Origin of the sequence: Streptomyces sp. Alt3 (genome assembly GCF_030719215.1) — a bacterium.
Lineage (GTDB): Bacteria > Actinomycetota > Actinomycetes > Streptomycetales > Streptomycetaceae > Streptomyces > Streptomyces glycanivorans.
In genome coordinates, this window is the sequence record NZ_CP120983.1 from 6,138,557 (window position 1) to 6,154,071 (window position 15,515).

At 71.4% G+C, this 15,515-nt stretch carries 15 protein-coding genes and 1 pseudogene; 8 read left to right on the forward strand and 8 right to left on the reverse strand.

All coding sequences use genetic code 11. The features are described 5' to 3' along the window. Positions 1-49: 49 nt before the first annotated feature. Positions 50-810: pseudogene (locus tag P8A20_RS27080) on the forward strand (endonuclease/exonuclease/phosphatase family protein). Between the two features lie 125 nt (positions 811-935). Here the strand turns inward: P8A20_RS27080 and P8A20_RS27085 are convergent. Further along, positions 936-1,607: a hypothetical protein gene (locus tag P8A20_RS27085; protein WP_147963027.1), complete on the reverse strand. Its 672-nt coding sequence runs from the start codon at positions 1,605-1,607 to the stop codon at positions 936-938. Then, positions 1,600-2,379: an alpha/beta hydrolase gene (locus tag P8A20_RS27090; protein WP_147963026.1), complete on the reverse strand. Its 780-nt coding sequence runs from the start codon at positions 2,377-2,379 to the stop codon at positions 1,600-1,602. The genes P8A20_RS27085 and P8A20_RS27090 overlap by 8 nt, the downstream gene beginning before the upstream one ends. 214 nt (positions 2,380-2,593) lie before the next feature. Here P8A20_RS27090 and P8A20_RS27095 point away from each other — a divergent pair, with 214 nt between their 5' ends. The 4 genes from P8A20_RS27095 to P8A20_RS27110 all read left to right on the forward strand — a co-directional run bounded on the left by P8A20_RS27095 (position 2,594) and on the right by P8A20_RS27110 (position 6,425). Continuing rightward, on the forward strand, positions 2,594-3,313 hold the full coding sequence (locus P8A20_RS27095) for a lysophospholipid acyltransferase family protein (protein ID WP_147963025.1): 720 nt from the start codon (positions 2,594-2,596) through the stop codon (positions 3,311-3,313). A 56-nt stretch (positions 3,314-3,369) separates the two neighbouring features. Next, the gene (gene macS, locus P8A20_RS27100; RefSeq protein ID WP_147963024.1) at positions 3,370-4,587 is read left to right on the forward strand and encodes a MacS family sensor histidine kinase; all 1,218 of its coding nucleotides are present in this window, start codon (positions 3,370-3,372) and stop codon (positions 4,585-4,587) included. Next, on the forward strand, positions 4,584-5,276 hold the full coding sequence (locus P8A20_RS27105; protein WP_147963023.1) for a response regulator: 693 nt from the start codon (positions 4,584-4,586) through the stop codon (positions 5,274-5,276). The genes macS and P8A20_RS27105 overlap by 4 nt, the downstream gene beginning before the upstream one ends. 144 nt (positions 5,277-5,420) lie before the next feature. After that, positions 5,421-6,425: a 2-hydroxyacid dehydrogenase gene (locus P8A20_RS27110; RefSeq protein ID WP_147963022.1), complete on the forward strand. Its 1,005-nt coding sequence runs from the start codon at positions 5,421-5,423 to the stop codon at positions 6,423-6,425. A 55-nt stretch (positions 6,426-6,480) separates the two neighbouring features. On the opposite strand, the gene P8A20_RS27115 is transcribed toward P8A20_RS27110, so the two are convergent. Together P8A20_RS27115 and P8A20_RS38765 are read right to left on the reverse strand one after the other, a co-directional pair. Beyond that, a complete protein-coding gene (locus tag P8A20_RS27115) occupies positions 6,481-8,421 on the reverse strand; it encodes an anthranilate synthase family protein (RefSeq protein WP_306104390.1) in 1,941 nt (646 codons plus the stop codon). A 98-nt stretch (positions 8,422-8,519) separates the two neighbouring features. Continuing rightward, positions 8,520-8,798: a trp operon leader peptide gene (locus P8A20_RS38765; protein WP_147963020.1), complete on the reverse strand. Its 279-nt coding sequence runs from the start codon at positions 8,796-8,798 to the stop codon at positions 8,520-8,522. Between P8A20_RS38765 and P8A20_RS27120 the strand changes: the two genes are divergently transcribed. Next, on the forward strand, positions 8,681-10,027 hold the full coding sequence (locus tag P8A20_RS27120) for a class II 3-deoxy-7-phosphoheptulonate synthase (protein ID WP_187282381.1): 1,347 nt from the start codon (positions 8,681-8,683) through the stop codon (positions 10,025-10,027). The genes P8A20_RS38765 and P8A20_RS27120 overlap by 118 nt on opposite strands. 160 nt (positions 10,028-10,187) lie before the next feature. Beyond that, positions 10,188-10,457 carry a (2Fe-2S)-binding protein gene (locus P8A20_RS27125; protein ID WP_147963018.1) on the forward strand — a complete coding sequence of 90 codons (270 nt, stop codon included), beginning with the start codon at positions 10,188-10,190 and terminating at the stop codon, positions 10,455-10,457. 45 nt (positions 10,458-10,502) lie between these two features. Here the strand turns inward: P8A20_RS27125 and bfr are convergent, their stop codons facing one another. Beyond that, positions 10,503-10,982, reverse strand: a complete 480-nt coding sequence (gene bfr / locus P8A20_RS27130; RefSeq protein WP_015576843.1) for a bacterioferritin — start codon at positions 10,980-10,982, stop codon at positions 10,503-10,505. A 156-nt stretch (positions 10,983-11,138) separates the two neighbouring features. Here bfr and P8A20_RS27135 point away from each other — a divergent pair, with 156 nt between their 5' ends. Beyond that, complete coding sequence (locus P8A20_RS27135) at positions 11,139-11,771, forward strand: sulfite oxidase-like oxidoreductase (protein ID WP_147963017.1); 633 nt, start codon at positions 11,139-11,141, stop codon at positions 11,769-11,771. A gap of 14 nt (positions 11,772-11,785) precedes the next feature. On the opposite strand, the gene P8A20_RS27140 is transcribed toward P8A20_RS27135, so the two are convergent. The 3 genes from P8A20_RS27140 to P8A20_RS27150 form a co-directional block, all read right to left on the reverse strand. Continuing rightward, on the reverse strand, positions 11,786-12,649 hold the full coding sequence (locus P8A20_RS27140; protein ID WP_147963016.1) for a deoxyribonuclease IV: 864 nt from the start codon (positions 12,647-12,649) through the stop codon (positions 11,786-11,788). 22 nt (positions 12,650-12,671) lie between these two features. Further along, the gene (gene pknB, locus P8A20_RS27145) at positions 12,672-14,594 is read right to left on the reverse strand and encodes a Stk1 family PASTA domain-containing Ser/Thr kinase (RefSeq protein WP_147963015.1); all 1,923 of its coding nucleotides are present in this window, start codon (positions 14,592-14,594) and stop codon (positions 12,672-12,674) included. A 126-nt stretch (positions 14,595-14,720) separates the two neighbouring features. Continuing rightward, positions 14,721-15,515, reverse strand: coding sequence for a thiazole synthase (locus tag P8A20_RS27150; RefSeq protein WP_147963014.1), 795 nt, complete (start codon positions 15,513-15,515; stop codon positions 14,721-14,723).

The following is a 15,515-nucleotide window of genomic DNA, read 5'->3' on the forward strand; positions in this document are numbered from 1 at the left end:
CCGTCGCGCCCTCCGGGGAGCGGCGGGCGTCCGTCGTATCGTGCCTCCCATGGTCACGACGCCGATGCCGCTGCCCGACTCCCGTACCGAGCCGGACGGTTCAGCCGTCATCCGGGTGCTCAGCTACAACATCCGCTCGATGAAGGACGACACCGAGGCGCTCGCCCGGGTCGTCCGCGCCTGCGCACCCGACCTGGTGTGCGTGCAGGAGGCCCCCCGCTTCTTCCGCTGGCGCAAGGCCGCCGCCCGGCTCGCCGCCATGACGGACCTCGTGGTCCTCGGCGGCGGGGCGACGGCGGCCGGCCCCTGCTGCTCTGCTCCCTGCGCGCCACCGTGGAACGCACCGAGGACGTCCTGCTGCCGCTCACCCCGGGGCTGCACCGCAGGGGCCTGGCCACGGCCGTCGTGCGGATCGCCGGGGCGCGGCTCGGCGTCGTGAGCTGCCACCTCAGCCTGCAGCGGGAGGAACGCGGGTCGCAGGCGGGGATGCTGCTCGAACGGATCGACGCGATGGGCGTCCCGCACGCCGTCGTGGCCGGCGACCTCAACGACGTACCGGAGGGGGGTGCCTTCCGGCAGCTGGCCGGGCGGCTCCAGGACTGCCGAGCCGCACGCCCCTGGGGCGGCGAGCTCACCTTCCCGCCAGGCTCACCGCGCAAGCGGATCGACGCGGTGTTCGCGACCGACGGCATCGAGGTACTCGGCTGCGGTGTCCCCGAGGACCTGCCCGGCGTCACCGGCGCGGACCTGCGGGCGGCCACGGACCATCTGCCCGTGCTCGCCGCCCTCAGGGTGCCCGCCGGGAGCTGAGCCCGGGCCGTGCCGGAGACCGGGGCCGCTCCCGCCGGAGGTCGGACGACCGCCCCGCGTCCCGGGCCCGCTCCCGCCGGAGGTCGGACGACCGCCCCGCGTCCCGGGGCCGCTCCCGCCGGAGGTCAGACGACCGCCCCGCGTCCCGGGTCGTCGTCCTCCTCGTCGTCGTGGGGCATGCGCGCCACCAGGGTGGCGAAGCCGCCGAGGAAGCCGCCGATGGAGAGCGTGGTCAGCCACCACGTCATCTCCCACTGCATCAGCACCGCGACCAGCATCAGCACCGGGCCGCCGACCACCGCGAGCCAGGCGAACTTCGCCGTCACATCGGCCTCGGGGAGCGGCGGAGGCTCCGGAGGGACGAAGTGGCCCTCCTCGCTGTCGTCCGGATCGTCGGTGTCGCCGTCCCCGGGCTCCGCCAGGCCGTAGTCACGCGGCCCGGCGACCCCGGGGGCGAAGACGACCGAACCGCCGAGCGGCTTCTTCTCCGGCGGTGCGCCGGACGTCTTCCCGCCCACTCCCTTGTCCGGGTCGTCGCCCGCACCGGACTCCGGGCCCCGGTCCAGGACGTTGAGCTGATCGTCCTCCAGCAGCGCCAGATCCTCGATCGACTTGAAGGGCTTGGCGCCCGGCGGGTCCGGCGGCTCCTCGCCGTATCCCGCGACGATCGCCTCCCAGGCCGCGGCCTCGTCGAGCGGCCGGGCCCCCTCCGTACCCTCGGGGACAGCGGTCCCCTCCGTGGGGCGCGGTTCGCGCTCCTCGTCACTGCCCGCGCGCTCCGCGTCGTGCTCAGCCACCGGACGTGCTCCCCTTTCTGCCAGCGTCGGTCGCGAGGCGGTCGATGAACCGGTAGCTCTCATCGAAGATCCGCTCCGCGTCATGGTCCAACGTCGCCACGTGGTAGCTCTGTTCCAGGAGGACCTCCTCGACCTCCCTGGACGAGATCCGGCTGAGGATCCGCGCCGAGTCGGCGGGTGGCACGACATGGTCCTGCGGACTGTGCAGCAGCACCACCGGCTGGGTGACCTGGGGAAGATCGGCGTCGACCAGCCGGAAGAACGCCCGCACCGAGTGCGCGGCGTGCAGCGGCACCCGGTCGTACCCGACCTCCTCGGCACCCGCCAGCGCGATGTCGCTGGTCAGGCCCTTCGTCGTACGCACCACATGCCGGGCGACCGGCAGCGCGTACGCCGACAGGCCGTGCACCTTGTTCGCCGGATTCACGAGCACCAGGCCCGCGATCTCGTCACCGTGCTTCGCGGCGAGGCGCAGCGCCAGGGCCCCGCCCATGGAGAGGCCGAAGACGAAGACCTGCTCGCACCGCGCCGTCAGGGCCCGCAGTTCCCGGTCCACCTCGGCGTACCAGTCCTGCCAGCCCGTGACCGCCATGTCCTCCCAGCGCGTGCCGTGTCCGGGCAGCAGCGGGAGGGACACGGTCAGTCCGCGCTCCGCCAGATAGTCGGCCCAGGGCCGCAGCGACTGCGGCGATCCCGTGAATCCGTGACAGAGGAGGACGCCGACCTCTCCGCCCTCGTGGCGGAACGGCTCGGCTCCAGGGAGGACCGGCACCGGGGTCTCCTGTTCATGAAGCGGGCGGGGGTGCGGGGGGAGTGCAAAGGATGACTTCACCGTACGCGACCGGACCGACACCGACCAGGGCCGTCACGGTCCGGGCAGGCGCCACCCGCTGCCGCGTCCGTGAGGGATACCGCCCCGAGCGGGCGGGGATGGACGCGGCGCCACAGGTTAAGGTCGGTCGCACGGCACACAGGAGGCACCAGAGTTGATCTACGGCGCAATGAAGTTCTCCATCGGCGGTTCCCTGAAGCTCGCCTTCAGACCGTGGGTGGAGGGCCTGGAGAACATTCCCGCACACGGGCCGGCGATCCTCGCGAGCAACCATCTGTCCTTCTCCGACTCCTTCTTCCTGCCGGCCGTCCTCGACCGCAAGGTGACCTTCATCGCCAAGGCGGAGTACTTCACCGCCCCCGGGGTGAAGGGGAAGCTCACCGCCGCGTTCTTCAAGGGCGTCGGCCAGCTCCCGGTGGACCGCTCCGGCGGACGCGGTGCGGGGGAGGCCGCCATCAAGGCGGGCATCCAGGTGATCGAGAGCGGCGGTCTCTTCGGCATCTACCCCGAGGGCACCCGGTCGCCCGACGGACGGCTCTACCGGGGCAAGCCCGGGGGCCTGGCCCGGGTGGCACTCGCCACGGGTGCGCCCGTCATCCCCGTGGCGATGATCGACACGGAGAAGATCCAGCCGCCCGGCCAGGTCGTGCCCAGACTCATGCGGCCCGGCATCAGGATCGGCAAGCCGCTGGACTTCAGCCGCTACCAGGGCATGGACGGCGACCGCTTCATCCTGCGTTCGGTGACCGACGAGGTCATGTACGAGATCATGAAGCTCTCCGGCCAGGAGTACGTGGACATCTACGCGACCGCCGCCAAGCGGCAGATCGCCGAGGACGCGAAGACGAAGGGCCAGGAGAGGCCCGGCGCGTAGGGGCGGCGCGGGGTGGCACGGCAAGGGGAGGAAACCGGGGGAGGGACCCAGAGGACATGGCCAGGCGTGAACGGGTCGTACGGATGTCGGTCGAGCAGCCGCTGTGGCGGGCACTGACCGCTTACCGCGTGCTGACGCTGGCCTACGCGGTGCTGCTCGCGGGCTTCGGCCGCGAGAAGTACGAGCGGCCCTGGGTAGCCCTGGCCTTCCTGGTCTTCCTCGCCCTCTGGACGCTCGTCACCCTGCCCAGGGTGGCCAACGCCGCGAACTGCACCAAGCGCTTCCTCGGCCTTGACCTCACGGTCGCACTGACCGGGATCCTGCTGACCCCGCTCGCCGACTTCGACGCCCAGCACATGGACGGCCCGACGCTCCCGTCGATCTGGACCGCCGGCTCCGTCCTCGCCTTCGCGCTCAAGGGCGGCTGGCGATGGGCGGCCTTCGCCTCCACCCTCGTCGCCGTCGCCAACATCATCGAGCGGGGCGAGCCCAGCAGGGACACCTTCCACAACGTGGTGCTGGTCTGGGTCGCCTCCATCGCCATCGGCTACGTCGTCGAGGTGGCCCGCGCCAGTGAACGCACCCTGGCCCGCGCCCTGGAGATCGAGGCCGCGACCCGGGAGCGTGAGCGGCTCGCCCGCGACATCCACGACAGCGTCCTCCAGGTCCTGGCCATGGTCCAGCGACGCGGCGCGGCCCTGGGCGGCGAAGCAGCCGAGCTCGGCCGGATGGCCGGGGAGCAGGAGGTCGCGCTGCGGACCCTGGTCTCCAGCGGCCTGGTGCCCACGACCCGGGTCTCCGAGGACAGCGCCGAGGGAGCGGTGGTCCGCGCGGTGGACACCGACGAGGCGGAGGGCGCCGAGTCCGACCTGCGCGCCCTGCTCGCCCCGCACGCCGGCTCCAGGGTCACCTTCGCCGAGCCCGGCGCCCCGGTGCTGCTCCCGGGAGAGGCGGCACGTGAGCTCGCCGCCGCGGTGAGCGCCGCGCTGGACAACGTCCGGGTCCACGCGGGCCCGGACGCCCACGCGTGGATCCTGGTGGAGGACGAGCCGGACGAGGTCGTCGTCACCGTCCGGGACGACGGCCCGGGCATCCCGGAGGGCAGGCTGGTGCAGGCGGAGGGGGAGGGCCGGCTCGGCGTCGCCCTGTCGATCCGCGGTCGGCTGCGCGACCTGGGCGGCACAGCAGAGCTGATCTCGGTACCCGGCCAGGGCACCGAGGTCGAGTTGAAGGTTCCGAAGGTTTCACGGGGGAAGGCAGGATCGGCCCGATGAGTACACCGAACACGCAGGAGTCCGAGGAGCGGGCCATCAGGGTGATGGTCGTCGACGACCATCCGATGTGGCGGGACGCCGTCGCCCGCGATCTGGCCGAGTCCGGTTTCGACGTGGTCGCGACCGCCGGGGACGGCCCGGGGGCCGTTCGCCGTGCCCGCGCCGCCGTGCCCGACGTCCTGGTGCTCGACCTGAATCTGCCGGGTATGCCCGGCGTCCAGGTCTGCAAGGAACTCGTCGGTTCGCAGCCCGGGCTGCGCGTCCTGGTGCTCTCCGCCAGCGGGGAGCACGCCGACGTGCTGGAGGCGGTGAAGTCCGGCGCCACCGGTTATCTGCTCAAGTCGGCCAGCACCCAGGAGCTGACCGACGCGGTGCGCGCCACCGCTGCGGGCGACCCGGTCTTCACACCTGGCCTCGCCGGCCTCGTCCTCGGCGAGTACCGCAGGCTCGCCTCCGACCCGGCCCCCGCCGCGCCCGACCAGCCGAAGGTCCCGCAGCTCACCGACCGTGAGACCGAGGTCCTGCGACTGGTCGCCAAGGGGCTCTCGTACAAGCAGATCGCCGAGCGTCTGGTCATCTCCCACCGCACCGTGCAGAACCATGTCCAGAACACCCTGGGCAAGCTCCAGCTGCACAACCGGGTGGAGCTCGTGCGCTATGCCATCGAAGCGGGGCTCGACGACGCCTGACCCCTGGCGGACCCCGCCCCGCAGGCGAAGGCGGGGTCCTCCTCACCCGGCTCCTCGGTCCGGTTCGCCCGGCCGGGCGGCGTCCCCGGGGCGCGGGCCGTATATTCGCGAGGACCGGCCCCACCCCCTGACCCGGGAGACGTCGTGGAAATCCTGGCATTCGGCGTGCAGTCCGACGAGAAGCCGCTGATCGAGAAGGCCTTCGCGGGTCTGCACGACGTCCGCTGCCTGGACGTCTTCCTCACCGAGGACACCGCACCGATCGCCGCGGGCTACGAGATCATCTCCACCAGCGTCAACGCCGACCTCGGAAGCAGGGTCCTGCAGACCCTCGCCGCGGGCGGCACGCAGATGATCGCCCAGCGCTCCACCGGCTTCAACAACATCGACCTCGACGTCGCCGAGCGGCTCGCCCTGCGCGTCGCCAGGGTCTCGTACTACTCGCCCCACTCGGTCGCCGAATTCGCCTGGACCCTGGCCATGGCCGTCAACCGCCGCATCGTCCGCGCGGTGAGCCGCACCCGTGACTTCGACTTCCGGCTCGACGGACTCCTCGGCCGTGACATGCACGGCCGCACGGCCGGTGTGCTCGGCACGGGGAAGATCGGCGAGGCGTTCGCCCGGATCGCCCACGGTTTCGGCATGAACCTGCTCGGCTGGGACGTCGCCGAGAACCCCGCCTGCACCGCGCTCGGCATGACCTACGTGGACAAGGAGCAGCTCTTCGCGGAGGCCGACCTGATCAGCCTCCACGTGCCGCTGCTCCCGGCCACGCAGCACCTCATCGGAGCGGAGGCGCTGTCCGCGATGAAGGACGACGCCATCCTGGTCAACTCCAGCCGCGGCGGCCTCGTCGACACCCGCGCGCTCGTCGAGGAGCTGCGGGCCGGCCGTTTCACCGGGGTCGGGCTCGACGTCTACGAGGCGGAGGCCGGACTCTTCTACGTGGACAAGTCCGTGGAGGGCATCGACGACGACACCCTCGCCCGGCTCGTCACCTTCCCCAACGTCATCGTGACCTCCCACCAGGCGTACTACACGCGTGACGCCGTGGGGCAGATCATCGACGCCACCGTGCAGAACGTCACCGACTACCTGGCGGGCCGCCGCAGCGACAACGTGCTGGTCCCGGCGCTCCCGCCGCGCTGACGGCCCGCCCGCCCGGGGGCCGCCGGAAGGTCCCGGCGGCCCGCGCGCCCCTGCCTCAGCCGAGCACCGGCAGCGCCGCCAGCAGCCCGGCCACGATCGTGGCGCCGCGCAGCGTCAGCACCGATTCCGGGTGGAACTGCACCGACGCGAAGTCCCGGCCCCGCAGCGCGTGGAGCTCGCCGGACACGGTGTCCCTGCTCGCCTCGATGCCGTGCGCACCCAGCTCCGCGGCCGCCGCGTCGTCGCAGAGCGCGGTGAAGCTGTTGTAGAAGCCCACGGTCTCGGGCCTGCCGAACAGCTCGATACGGGTCTGCGCCCCCTGGTACGGCACGGCCTTCCGTGCGATCTCCAGGCCCAGCTCCGCCGCGATCAGCTCGTGGCCGAGGCAGACGCCGAGCAGGCCGTGCCGGTGTTCCCGCACCAGCTCGGCGGTCAGCTCCCGCAGCAGCCGCATCTTCGGATCGGCCGTGTCACCCGGATTCCCGGGGCCGGGGCCCAGCACCACGGGCCCCTCGTGGGCCCGCAGGGTCTCGCGCAGTCCGGGCTCGTCGTACCGGCGCACCGACACCGTGAGGCCCGAGGAGCGCAGCAGGTGCGCCAGCATCGCCGTGAAGGTGTCCTCGCCGTCGACCACCAGCGCGTGGCCGGAGAGGTCCCGCGTGCGCTCCTGCATGCGCAGCCAGAAGGGGGCCAGCCCGCCGCGCCGGTCGTCCAGGGCCGCCTGGACCCGCGGGTCGGAGGCCAGCCGCGGACGGTCCGCCTCCGACTCCGGACGGCCCGGCCGCACGCCCAGGGCCGCGAGCACCCCGGCCGCCTTCGCGTGGGTCTCGGCGACCTCACCCGCCGGATCGGAGTGGCGCACCAGCGTCGCCCCCACCGGCACCCGCAGCCGGCCCCGGGCCGAGATGTCGGCCGTACGGATCAGGATCGGCGAGTCCAGCGTCTGCGCGCCGCCCGGCTCCCGGCTCACCAGAGCCAGGGCGCCCGCGTAGTAGCCACGGCCCCCCGGCTCGTACCGCTCGATCACCCGGCATGCGTTCTGGACGGGGGAGCCGGTGACCGTCGCCGCGAACATGGTCTCCCGGAGGACCTCGCGCACATCCAGCGAGGACTTCCCGCGCAGCTCGTACTCCGTGTGCGCGAGATGGGCCATCTCCTTCAGCCGCGGCCCGATCACGACCCCGCCCATGTCGCCGACGGTGCACATCATCTTGAGCTCCTCGTCGACCACCATGGAGAGCTCCTCGGTCTCCTTGCGGTCGCCGAGGAAGGCCAGCAGGCTCTCGGCGGTCGGCCCCCCGGCCGGGTAGCGGTAGGTCCCGCTGATCGGGTTCATCACCACGGTCCCGCCGGACATCCGCACATGGACCTCAGGGCTGGCGCCGACCAGCGTCCGGCCGCCCGACCCCGGCCGCGCCGACGCGGAGGCGTTCCCCGTGTGGACGACGAACGTCCAGTACGCACCGCGCTCACCGGCCAGCAGCCGCCGGAACAGCGCCAGGGCGTCGGCACGGCCGAAGCCGGGGATCTCACCGCCGAAGGTCCGCCGGATCACGAAGTTGGCGCCCTCACCCTGCCCGATCTCGTCCTCGACGACCCGGCGGACGATGTCCTCGTACTCCTCGTCCGGGACGTCGAAGGCGCCGTCCTCGACCCGCACGCCGTGGCCGGGCAGGTGCGCGAGCACCTCGGCCAGCGGCAGCTCACGCACCTGGTCGGCGACCAGCACGGCCAGCGGGGTCCCGTCGTCCCGCACGTCGAAACCGCGCTCGGCGATCTGCCGGAAGGGCACCAGGGCCAGCGAGGGCAGCTCACCCACCGGGATGTCGGCGAGCCGGTCGGCCTCGACCACCGGGCCGGTCAGGACCTCGACGGTGTCGTGGTCCCGGCCGGGCGTGCGCCTGTGCAGCAGGGCGAAGGGAGGGGCGTCCTCACGGAGCAGGTCGGACAGGACCGACGCGGCGTCCTCGGCACGGTCGGGCACGGTCTCGGGCATGTGCGTTCCTCTTCCTGACGGAGGAACGGCTCCCGGCTCCGGAACGCAGAGAAGGCCGCCCCTCGGGCGGCCTTCGCGAAGTCTGTAAGCGCGATGAGTCAGCGGGCCGCCGGATGAGCGGTCCACCACCAGTTCTGGGTCGTCTGCGCGAACATGCCACGTACCCTAGCGGAAGTGGTGGACGGACGAGCGCGCGTCTCATGTGTTGAGCGGCCGGACGGGACGCGCTCGCCGACCCCGTAATGTTGTCGGTGTGACCGTGAACGCCAATACCTCCGTCGCCGGTGGCCACACCTGGCGAGACCTTCCCGCGGCGCAGCAGCCCGAGTACCCCGATGCCGAGGCTCTGCGCGACGTACTCGCGGACCTCGAGTCATATCCTCCGCTCGTCTTCGCGGGCGAGTGCGACCAGCTGCGCGCCCGGCTGGGAGCCGTCGCCAAGGGCGAGGCGTTCCTGCTGCAGGGCGGTGACTGCGCCGAGGCCTTCGACGGTGTGTCCGCCGAGCACATCCGGGCCAAGCTGAAGACCCTGCTCCAGATGAGCGCCGTCCTGACGTACGCGGCCTCCGTGCCGGTCGTCAAGATCGGCCGGATCGCCGGGCAGTACTCCAAGCCGCGCTCCAAGCCGACCGAGACCCGCGACGGCGTGACGCTGCCGACCTACCGCGGCGACTCCGTCAACGGCTTCGAGTTCACCGAGGCCTCCCGCATCCCCGACCCCCAGCGGCTGAAGCAGATGTACCACGCGTCCGCCTCCACGCTGAACCTGGTGCGCGCCTTCACCACCGGTGGTTACGCGGACCTGCGCCAGGTGCACGCCTGGAACCAGGACTTCGTGAAGTCCTCGCCGTCCGGACAGCGTTACGAGGCCCTGGCGCGCGAGATCGACAACGCGCTGAACTTCATGAAGGCGTGCGGCACGGACCCGGCGGAGTTCAAGGCCGTCGAGTTCTTCGCCTCGCACGAGGCGCTGCTGCTGGACTACGAGTCGTCGCTGACCCGCACCGACTCGCGGACCGGTCACCTGTACGACACCTCGGGCCACATGGTCTGGGTCGGTGAGCGCACCCGCCAGATGGACGGCGCGCACATCGAGTTCGCCTCGAAGATCCGCAACCCCATCGGGATCAAGCTCGGCCCGACGACGACCGTCGACGAGGCGCTCGGCTACATCGACCGCCTCGACCCCGAGCGGGAGCCGGGCCGGCTCACCTTCATCGTCCGTATGGGCGCCGACAAGGTCCGCGACAAGCTGCCCGAGCTGGTCGAGAAGGTCACCGCCTCCGGAGCCAAGGTGGTGTGGGTGACCGACCCGATGCACGGCAACACCTTCGAGGCCGCGTCCGGTCACAAGACGCGCCGCTTCGACGACGTCCTGGACGAGGTCAAGGGCTTCTTCGAGGTGCACAAGCAGCTCGGGACGCACCCCGGCGGCATCCACGTCGAGCTCACCGGTGACGATGTCACCGAGTGCGTCGGCGGCGGCCACGAGATCTTCGTGGACGACCTGCACCAGCGCTACGAGACGGCCTGCGACCCGCGCCTCAACCGCAGCCAGTCCCTGGACCTGGCCTTCCTGGTCGCCGAGATGTACCGCGACCAGTAGGAATCACCCCGGACGACACCTGTGGGGCACGGATCGATGTGATCCGTGCCCCACAGGTGTACCGGGGCTTTTGTGGCCGCGGGCGCGCGGGTAAGGTTAGGTTAGCCTCACCGGGAATTCGGGACGGCGCAGCGATCGACCCCGTCGGGAGGTGAACCGCATGTACGTATGTTCCTGCTTCGGCATCACGGAGGACCAGGTCAAGAAGCATGCGGACGGCGGAGCGTGCACGCCCCGGCAGATCGCCTCCGCCTGCAAGGCGGGCACCGACTGCGGCGGCTGCGTCCGCAGGATCCAGGCGCTGCTCGGCCGCGGCGACTGCGCGCGCCGTGATCTCGCGGCGGGAGGCACGGCACCGACGGGCGCCCCGGCCGGTGCGCCCGCCGTCCTCGGCGCCACGCCGGACGTCAGGCTCCCCGACGCCGCCTGAGAGGCCCGGCCGGGGCCGAGGGCCCGTCGGGGGACCCTCGGGGGATCAGCTCTCCGGCTGTTCGATCAACTGCGCGATGTAAAGCGGTTCACCGAGCTTCTCGATCAGCTCCAGCTGGGTGTCCAGATAGTCGATGTGGTGTTCCTCGTCCTCGAGAATGGACTCGAAGATGTTCGCGGAGGTGACGTCGCCCTTGCCGCGCATCACGTCGATGCCCCGCCTGAGGCGGTCGATCGCCTCCACCTCGACCTGACGGTCGGCCTGGAACATCTCGGTGACGGTCTGCCCGACCCGGACGTGGAAGAGCCGCTGATAGTTGGGCAGGCCGTCCAGGAACAGGATCCGGTCGGTGAGGATCTCCGCGTGCTTCATCTCGTCGAACGATTCCGACCGGGTGTACTTGGCGAGCTTCGTCCAGCCGAAGTTCTCCTGCATCTTCGCGTGCAGGAAGTACTGATTGATGGCAGTCAATTCGGCGGTCAGCTGTTCGTTGAGGAACTCGAGGACCTCGGGGTCGCCCTGCATCGCAGAGGCTCCTTCCAACCGGTGAACTGGGCATGTTTCCGGCGCATCCTCGCATCGAGCCACCCGGCCGTCCAGTAAGTGCACGCTTAGTATGAGTTGCCCGAATCGACTCTCCCCTGGTCATGACCACCCCTGCCTGTCTGTCACCATGGAGGCATGGGTCAGCCGGAGAGCCGGGAACGCGGCACAGCAGAACAGTCCGGGCTTCCACCGGGGCAGCGGCTGCAGCGTGGCTGGCCGGTCACCCATTACGGGCCGGTGCCCAAGTTCAAACCGGACCGCTGGGAGTTCCGGGTCTTCGGGGCCACGGCCGACGGTGACAAGCACTGCTGGAATCACCAGGAATTCACGGCGCTGCCTTTCTCTTCCGTCCTCGCCGACCTCCACTGCGTGACCAAATTCAGCATGCTCGGAGCCGAATGGGGCGGAATCCTCGCCCGCGAGGTACTGGAACTCGCACCGCCCGGACCCGGGGTGACCCATGTGATGGTCTGGGCCGAATACGGATTCAGCTCGAATCTCCGGATCGCCGACTTCGCGTCGGACCGGACGCTGTTCGCCACCCACAAGGACGGCGAACTGCTCACCGCCGAACACGGATTCCCGCTGCGTCTCGTCGTGCCGCATCTGTATGCCTGGAAGGGGCCCAAATGGGTCCGGGGCATCGAGTACATGACGGCCGACCGCCGCGGGTTCTGGGAGGAGCGGGGCTACCACAACATCGGTGACCCGTGGAGCGAGCAGCGCTACTCCTACCAGGAGGAGCTCGGGGACGGCCCCGAGCTCTGAGCGGCCCGGGACACCTACGCGGCCGCCGTGCCCCGGAGCTCCTTCAGCCGTGCCACGTCCGCGGCGTGACCTTCCTTGCCGCCGGGCGTCTCGATGACCAGCGGCACGCCTTCGGTCGCCGGGTGCCGGAACAGCTCACGGAACGGCTCGGCGCCGATATGACCCGCGCCGATGTTCTCGTGCCGGTCCTTGTGCGCGCCCACCACGTCCTTGGAGTCGTTGGCGTGGATCAGCTTGAGCCGGCCCTCACCCACGGTGTCCACCAGCAGGTCCAGCGTCTGCCGCATGCCCACGGGGCCGGTCAGGTCGTGGCCCGCCGCGTAGATGTGGCAGGTGTCCAGGCAGATCCCCAGTCTGGGATGGGAGTCCAGGGCCTCGAAGTACGGGCCGAAGTCCCAGGTCCGTGAGCACAGCGAGGAGCCCTGCCCGGCGGTCGACTCCAGCAGCAGGAACGGATCGTCGTCATGGGTCAGCTCGTCCAGCAGCGGGAGCATGTGCGTCCGCACCTGGGCGAGGGCCTCCTCGCGCGGGCGCCCGCCGGTGGCCGATCCCGTGTGCACCACCACACCCAGGGCCCCGATCTCCCTCGCCCGGCGCAGCGAGTGGCGCAGGGAGAGGACCGACCGCTCGACGGTGGCCTCGGTGTGCGAGCCGAAGTTGATCAGATACGGGGCGTGGACGTACGCGGGGACCGAGTCCGCCGCGCACTCGGAGCGGAACAGCTCGTCCTGGGCGGGGTTCCCGGGCGGTGTCGCCCAGCCGCGCGGGTTGGCGACGAAGACCTGCACGGTCTCCGCCTCCAGCTCCCGTGCGTAGCCGAGGCCGACCTTGGCCAGTCCGCCGGCCACGGGAACGTGGCCGCCTATCGGGTTGCGCATGTGCTGCCAGTCCTCGGTGGGTCTACAGGGCCTTGGTCCTGATGGTGATCGTGGATCCTTCGGCGGCCTTCTCGCCGCCCTCGACCGACTGGCTGCCGACCGTGTCGCTGAAGGAGAGGAACGGGCGGTCGACCTTGACCTCGAATCCCGCCTCCTCCAGTGTGCTCCGCGCCTCGTCGACGTCCTTCCCCGTGACATCGGGGACCTGGAGCATGCGCGGGCCCTTGGAGACCGTCAGCTCCACGGTGTCGCCCTCGGCGGCCTCCGCACCGCTGCCGGGCGTCTGACGGGCGATCTCGCCCTGCGCGTGGGCGGAGTTGACCCGCTCCGGCAGGACCTGGGCCTTCAGACCCACCTCGTCCAGCGCGGCCGTGGCGTCATCGACGGAGAGGCCGCTCACATCGGGTACGTCGACAGGGCTGCCCTTGCTGACGACCAGGGCGACCGCGGAGTCCGTGTGCCGCTCGGTGCCGGTGCGGGGATCCGTGCGGATCACCTTCCCCCGGTCGATCTCCTCGCTGAACTCCCGGGTCACCATCCCGGGCGCGAGCCCCCACTTCTTCAGCTCACGCCGGGCGTCGGCGAGGGCGAGCCCCTCGACGTCCGGGACCTTCACCGTCTCCGGGCCCCGCGAGACCACCAGCTTCACCGCGTCGTTGCCCCGGATCCGCTCCCCGGAACCCGGATCGCTGCTGATCACCGTGCCGCGCCGCACCGTGTCGCTGTAGGCGCGTTCGACGCCCTTCAGATCGAGACCCTCCTCCGAGAGGCGCTCCTCGGCGGCGCTCTGGGTCTTGCCCAGGAGGGAGGGGACCCGGGTGAACTGACCCGAGTTGATGTACCAGACGCCGGCCCCGGCCCCGAGCACCAGCAGGACGGCCACGACCGCGGCCAGCACCCCGCGCCGGCCGCGGAGGGCGAACGGCACGCGCCGCCCGAGCCCCGGCTCGGGGAGCGAGGCCTGGGGCATCTCCAGCCGGCTGGTGTGGTGCGTGGTGCCCTGACCGGCAGGGATCACCCGGGGGATCACGCTCGTACGGTCCTCGGCGGCGTCGTGCGTCTCCGCGACGGCCTGCGGCGGCATCGCGTCGAGCTGCTCCTCGGTGAGGCCCGCGCGTATCTCACGGGACACCGCGAGCAGGGCCACCGCGTCGGACGGGCGGACTTCGGGGTCACGCGCGGTGGCGGCGGCCACCAGCTCGTCCAGCCCGGCGGCCAGCCCCGGTACGGCGCCCGACGGCGCCGGGACGTCCTGGTTCAGGTGCTGGTAGATGACCTGGGCGGCGGTGTCCCCGCTGTGTGGCTTGCCGCCGGTCAGCATCTCGTAGAGCACGACACCGCAGGCGTACACGTCGGACCGGGTGTCGGCCGTGCCCTGTTCGATCTGCTCGGGGGCGAGGTAGGAGACCGTACCCAGCAGCGAGCCGGTGGTGTCCGTGGCCGTCCCCACGGCGCGCACGAGTCCGAAGTCGGCGACCTTGACCCGCCCGTCGTCCCCTATCAGGACGTTCTCCGGCTTCATGTCACGGTGGACGAAGCCCGCGCGGTGCGCGGCGCCCAGGGCGGCCAGCACCGGTTCGAGGATGTCCAGCGCGGCCCGCGGCTGCAGCGCCCCGCGCTCGCGCAGGACGTCGCGCAGGGTGCACCCGGCGACGTACTCCATCGCCAGGTAGACGTACGCCCCCTGGGCGCCCTGGTCGAAGACGCCCACCACGTTCGGATGGGCGAGCCGGGCGACCGATTTGGCCTCGCGGATGAAACGCTCGACGAACGCGGCGTCGGTGGCCAGCGCCGGGTGCATCACCTTGAGGGCGAGCACCCTGTCGAGCCGGGTGTCCATGGCCCGGTACACCGTGGCCATGCCGCCGACGGCGATACGCGCATCGATGCGGTAGCGGCCGTCGAGCAGCTGCCCGACAAGAGGGTCCTGGAGGGTCGTGTCCACGGGGCGAGTCTACGAGCTGCCACGGACACACCGGACGGTCCAGGGCCTCCCCGGGGCCGTTCCGGTGCCGAGCCGTGACAGGGGCATGCACGTGCTGTGACCAGCGGGCCGCCCCGGCGCCCGGCCTCAGAAGGCGGGGCGCTCCGGATCCAGCACCGCACGGCCCTCCGCCGGGGAGGACGCCTCGGCGAAATGGCGGCGCGGGATGCGGCCCGCCCGGTACGCCAGCCGCCCGCCGTCCACCGCGTGCCGCATGGCCGCCGCCATCAGCTCCGGCTCCTGCGCACGGGTCACCGCCGAGGCGAGCATCACAGCGGCACAGCCCAGTTCCATCGCCAGCGCCGCGTCCGACGCGGTCCCGGCGCCGGCGTCCAGGATCACCGGGACCCCGGCCCGCTCGACGATGAGCTGGAAGTTGTGCGGGTTGCGGATGCCGAGCCCGGACCCGATGGGGGAGCCCAGCGGCATGATCGCCGCACACCCCACGTCCTCGAGCTTGCGGGCCAGTACCGGGTCGTCATTGGTGTACGGCAGGACCGTGAAGCCGTCGTCGACCAGGATCTCGGCGGCGTCCAGCAGCTCGATCGGATCGGGCAGCAGGGTCCGCTCGTCGGCCACGACCTCCAGCTTGACCCAGTCGGTGCCCAGCGCCTCCCTGGCCAGCCGGGCCGTCAGCACGGCCTCGCCGGCGGTGAAACAGCCCGCGGTGTTCGGCAGGACCTGGATGGAGAGACGTTCCAGGACGGAGAGCACCGAACCCTGGACGGTCGGGTCGAGCCGGCGCATCGCGACCGTGGTCAGCTCGGTGCCCGAGGCGATCAGGGAGCGTTCCAGCACGTCGAGGCTGGGCGCCCCGCCCGTCCCCATGATCAGCCGGGACGAGAACGTGGCGGGGCCGAGGGTGAGGAGATCGTCGGACAT

Excerpts from the sequence above, each read along its gene's own strand:
- P8A20_RS27140 (WP_147963016.1), bottom strand. The coding sequence starts at position 12,649 with ATGCGCAACCCGATAGGCGGCCACGTTCCCGTGGCCGGCGGACTGGCC.
- P8A20_RS27115 (WP_306104390.1), bottom strand. The coding sequence starts at position 8,421 with ATGCCCGAGACCGTGCCCGACCGTGCCGAGGACGCCGCGTCGGTCCTG.
- bfr (WP_015576843.1), bottom strand. The coding sequence starts at position 10,982 with ATGCAGGGCGACCCCGAGGTCCTCGAGTTCCTCAACGAACAGCTGACC.
- P8A20_RS27125 (WP_147963018.1), top strand. The coding sequence starts at position 10,188 with ATGTACGTATGTTCCTGCTTCGGCATCACGGAGGACCAGGTCAAGAAG.
- P8A20_RS27150 (WP_147963014.1), bottom strand. The coding sequence starts at position 15,515 with ATGTCCGACGATCTCCTCACCCTCGGCCCCGCCACGTTCTCGTCCCGG.
- P8A20_RS38765 (WP_147963020.1), bottom strand. The coding sequence starts at position 8,798 with ATGACTCGAGGTCCGCGAGTACGTCGCGCAGAGCCTCGGCATCGGGGT.
- P8A20_RS27105 (WP_147963023.1), top strand. The coding sequence starts at position 4,584 with ATGAGTACACCGAACACGCAGGAGTCCGAGGAGCGGGCCATCAGGGTG.
- macS (WP_147963024.1), top strand. The coding sequence starts at position 3,370 with ATGGCCAGGCGTGAACGGGTCGTACGGATGTCGGTCGAGCAGCCGCTG.
- P8A20_RS27135 (WP_147963017.1), top strand. The coding sequence starts at position 11,139 with ATGGGTCAGCCGGAGAGCCGGGAACGCGGCACAGCAGAACAGTCCGGG.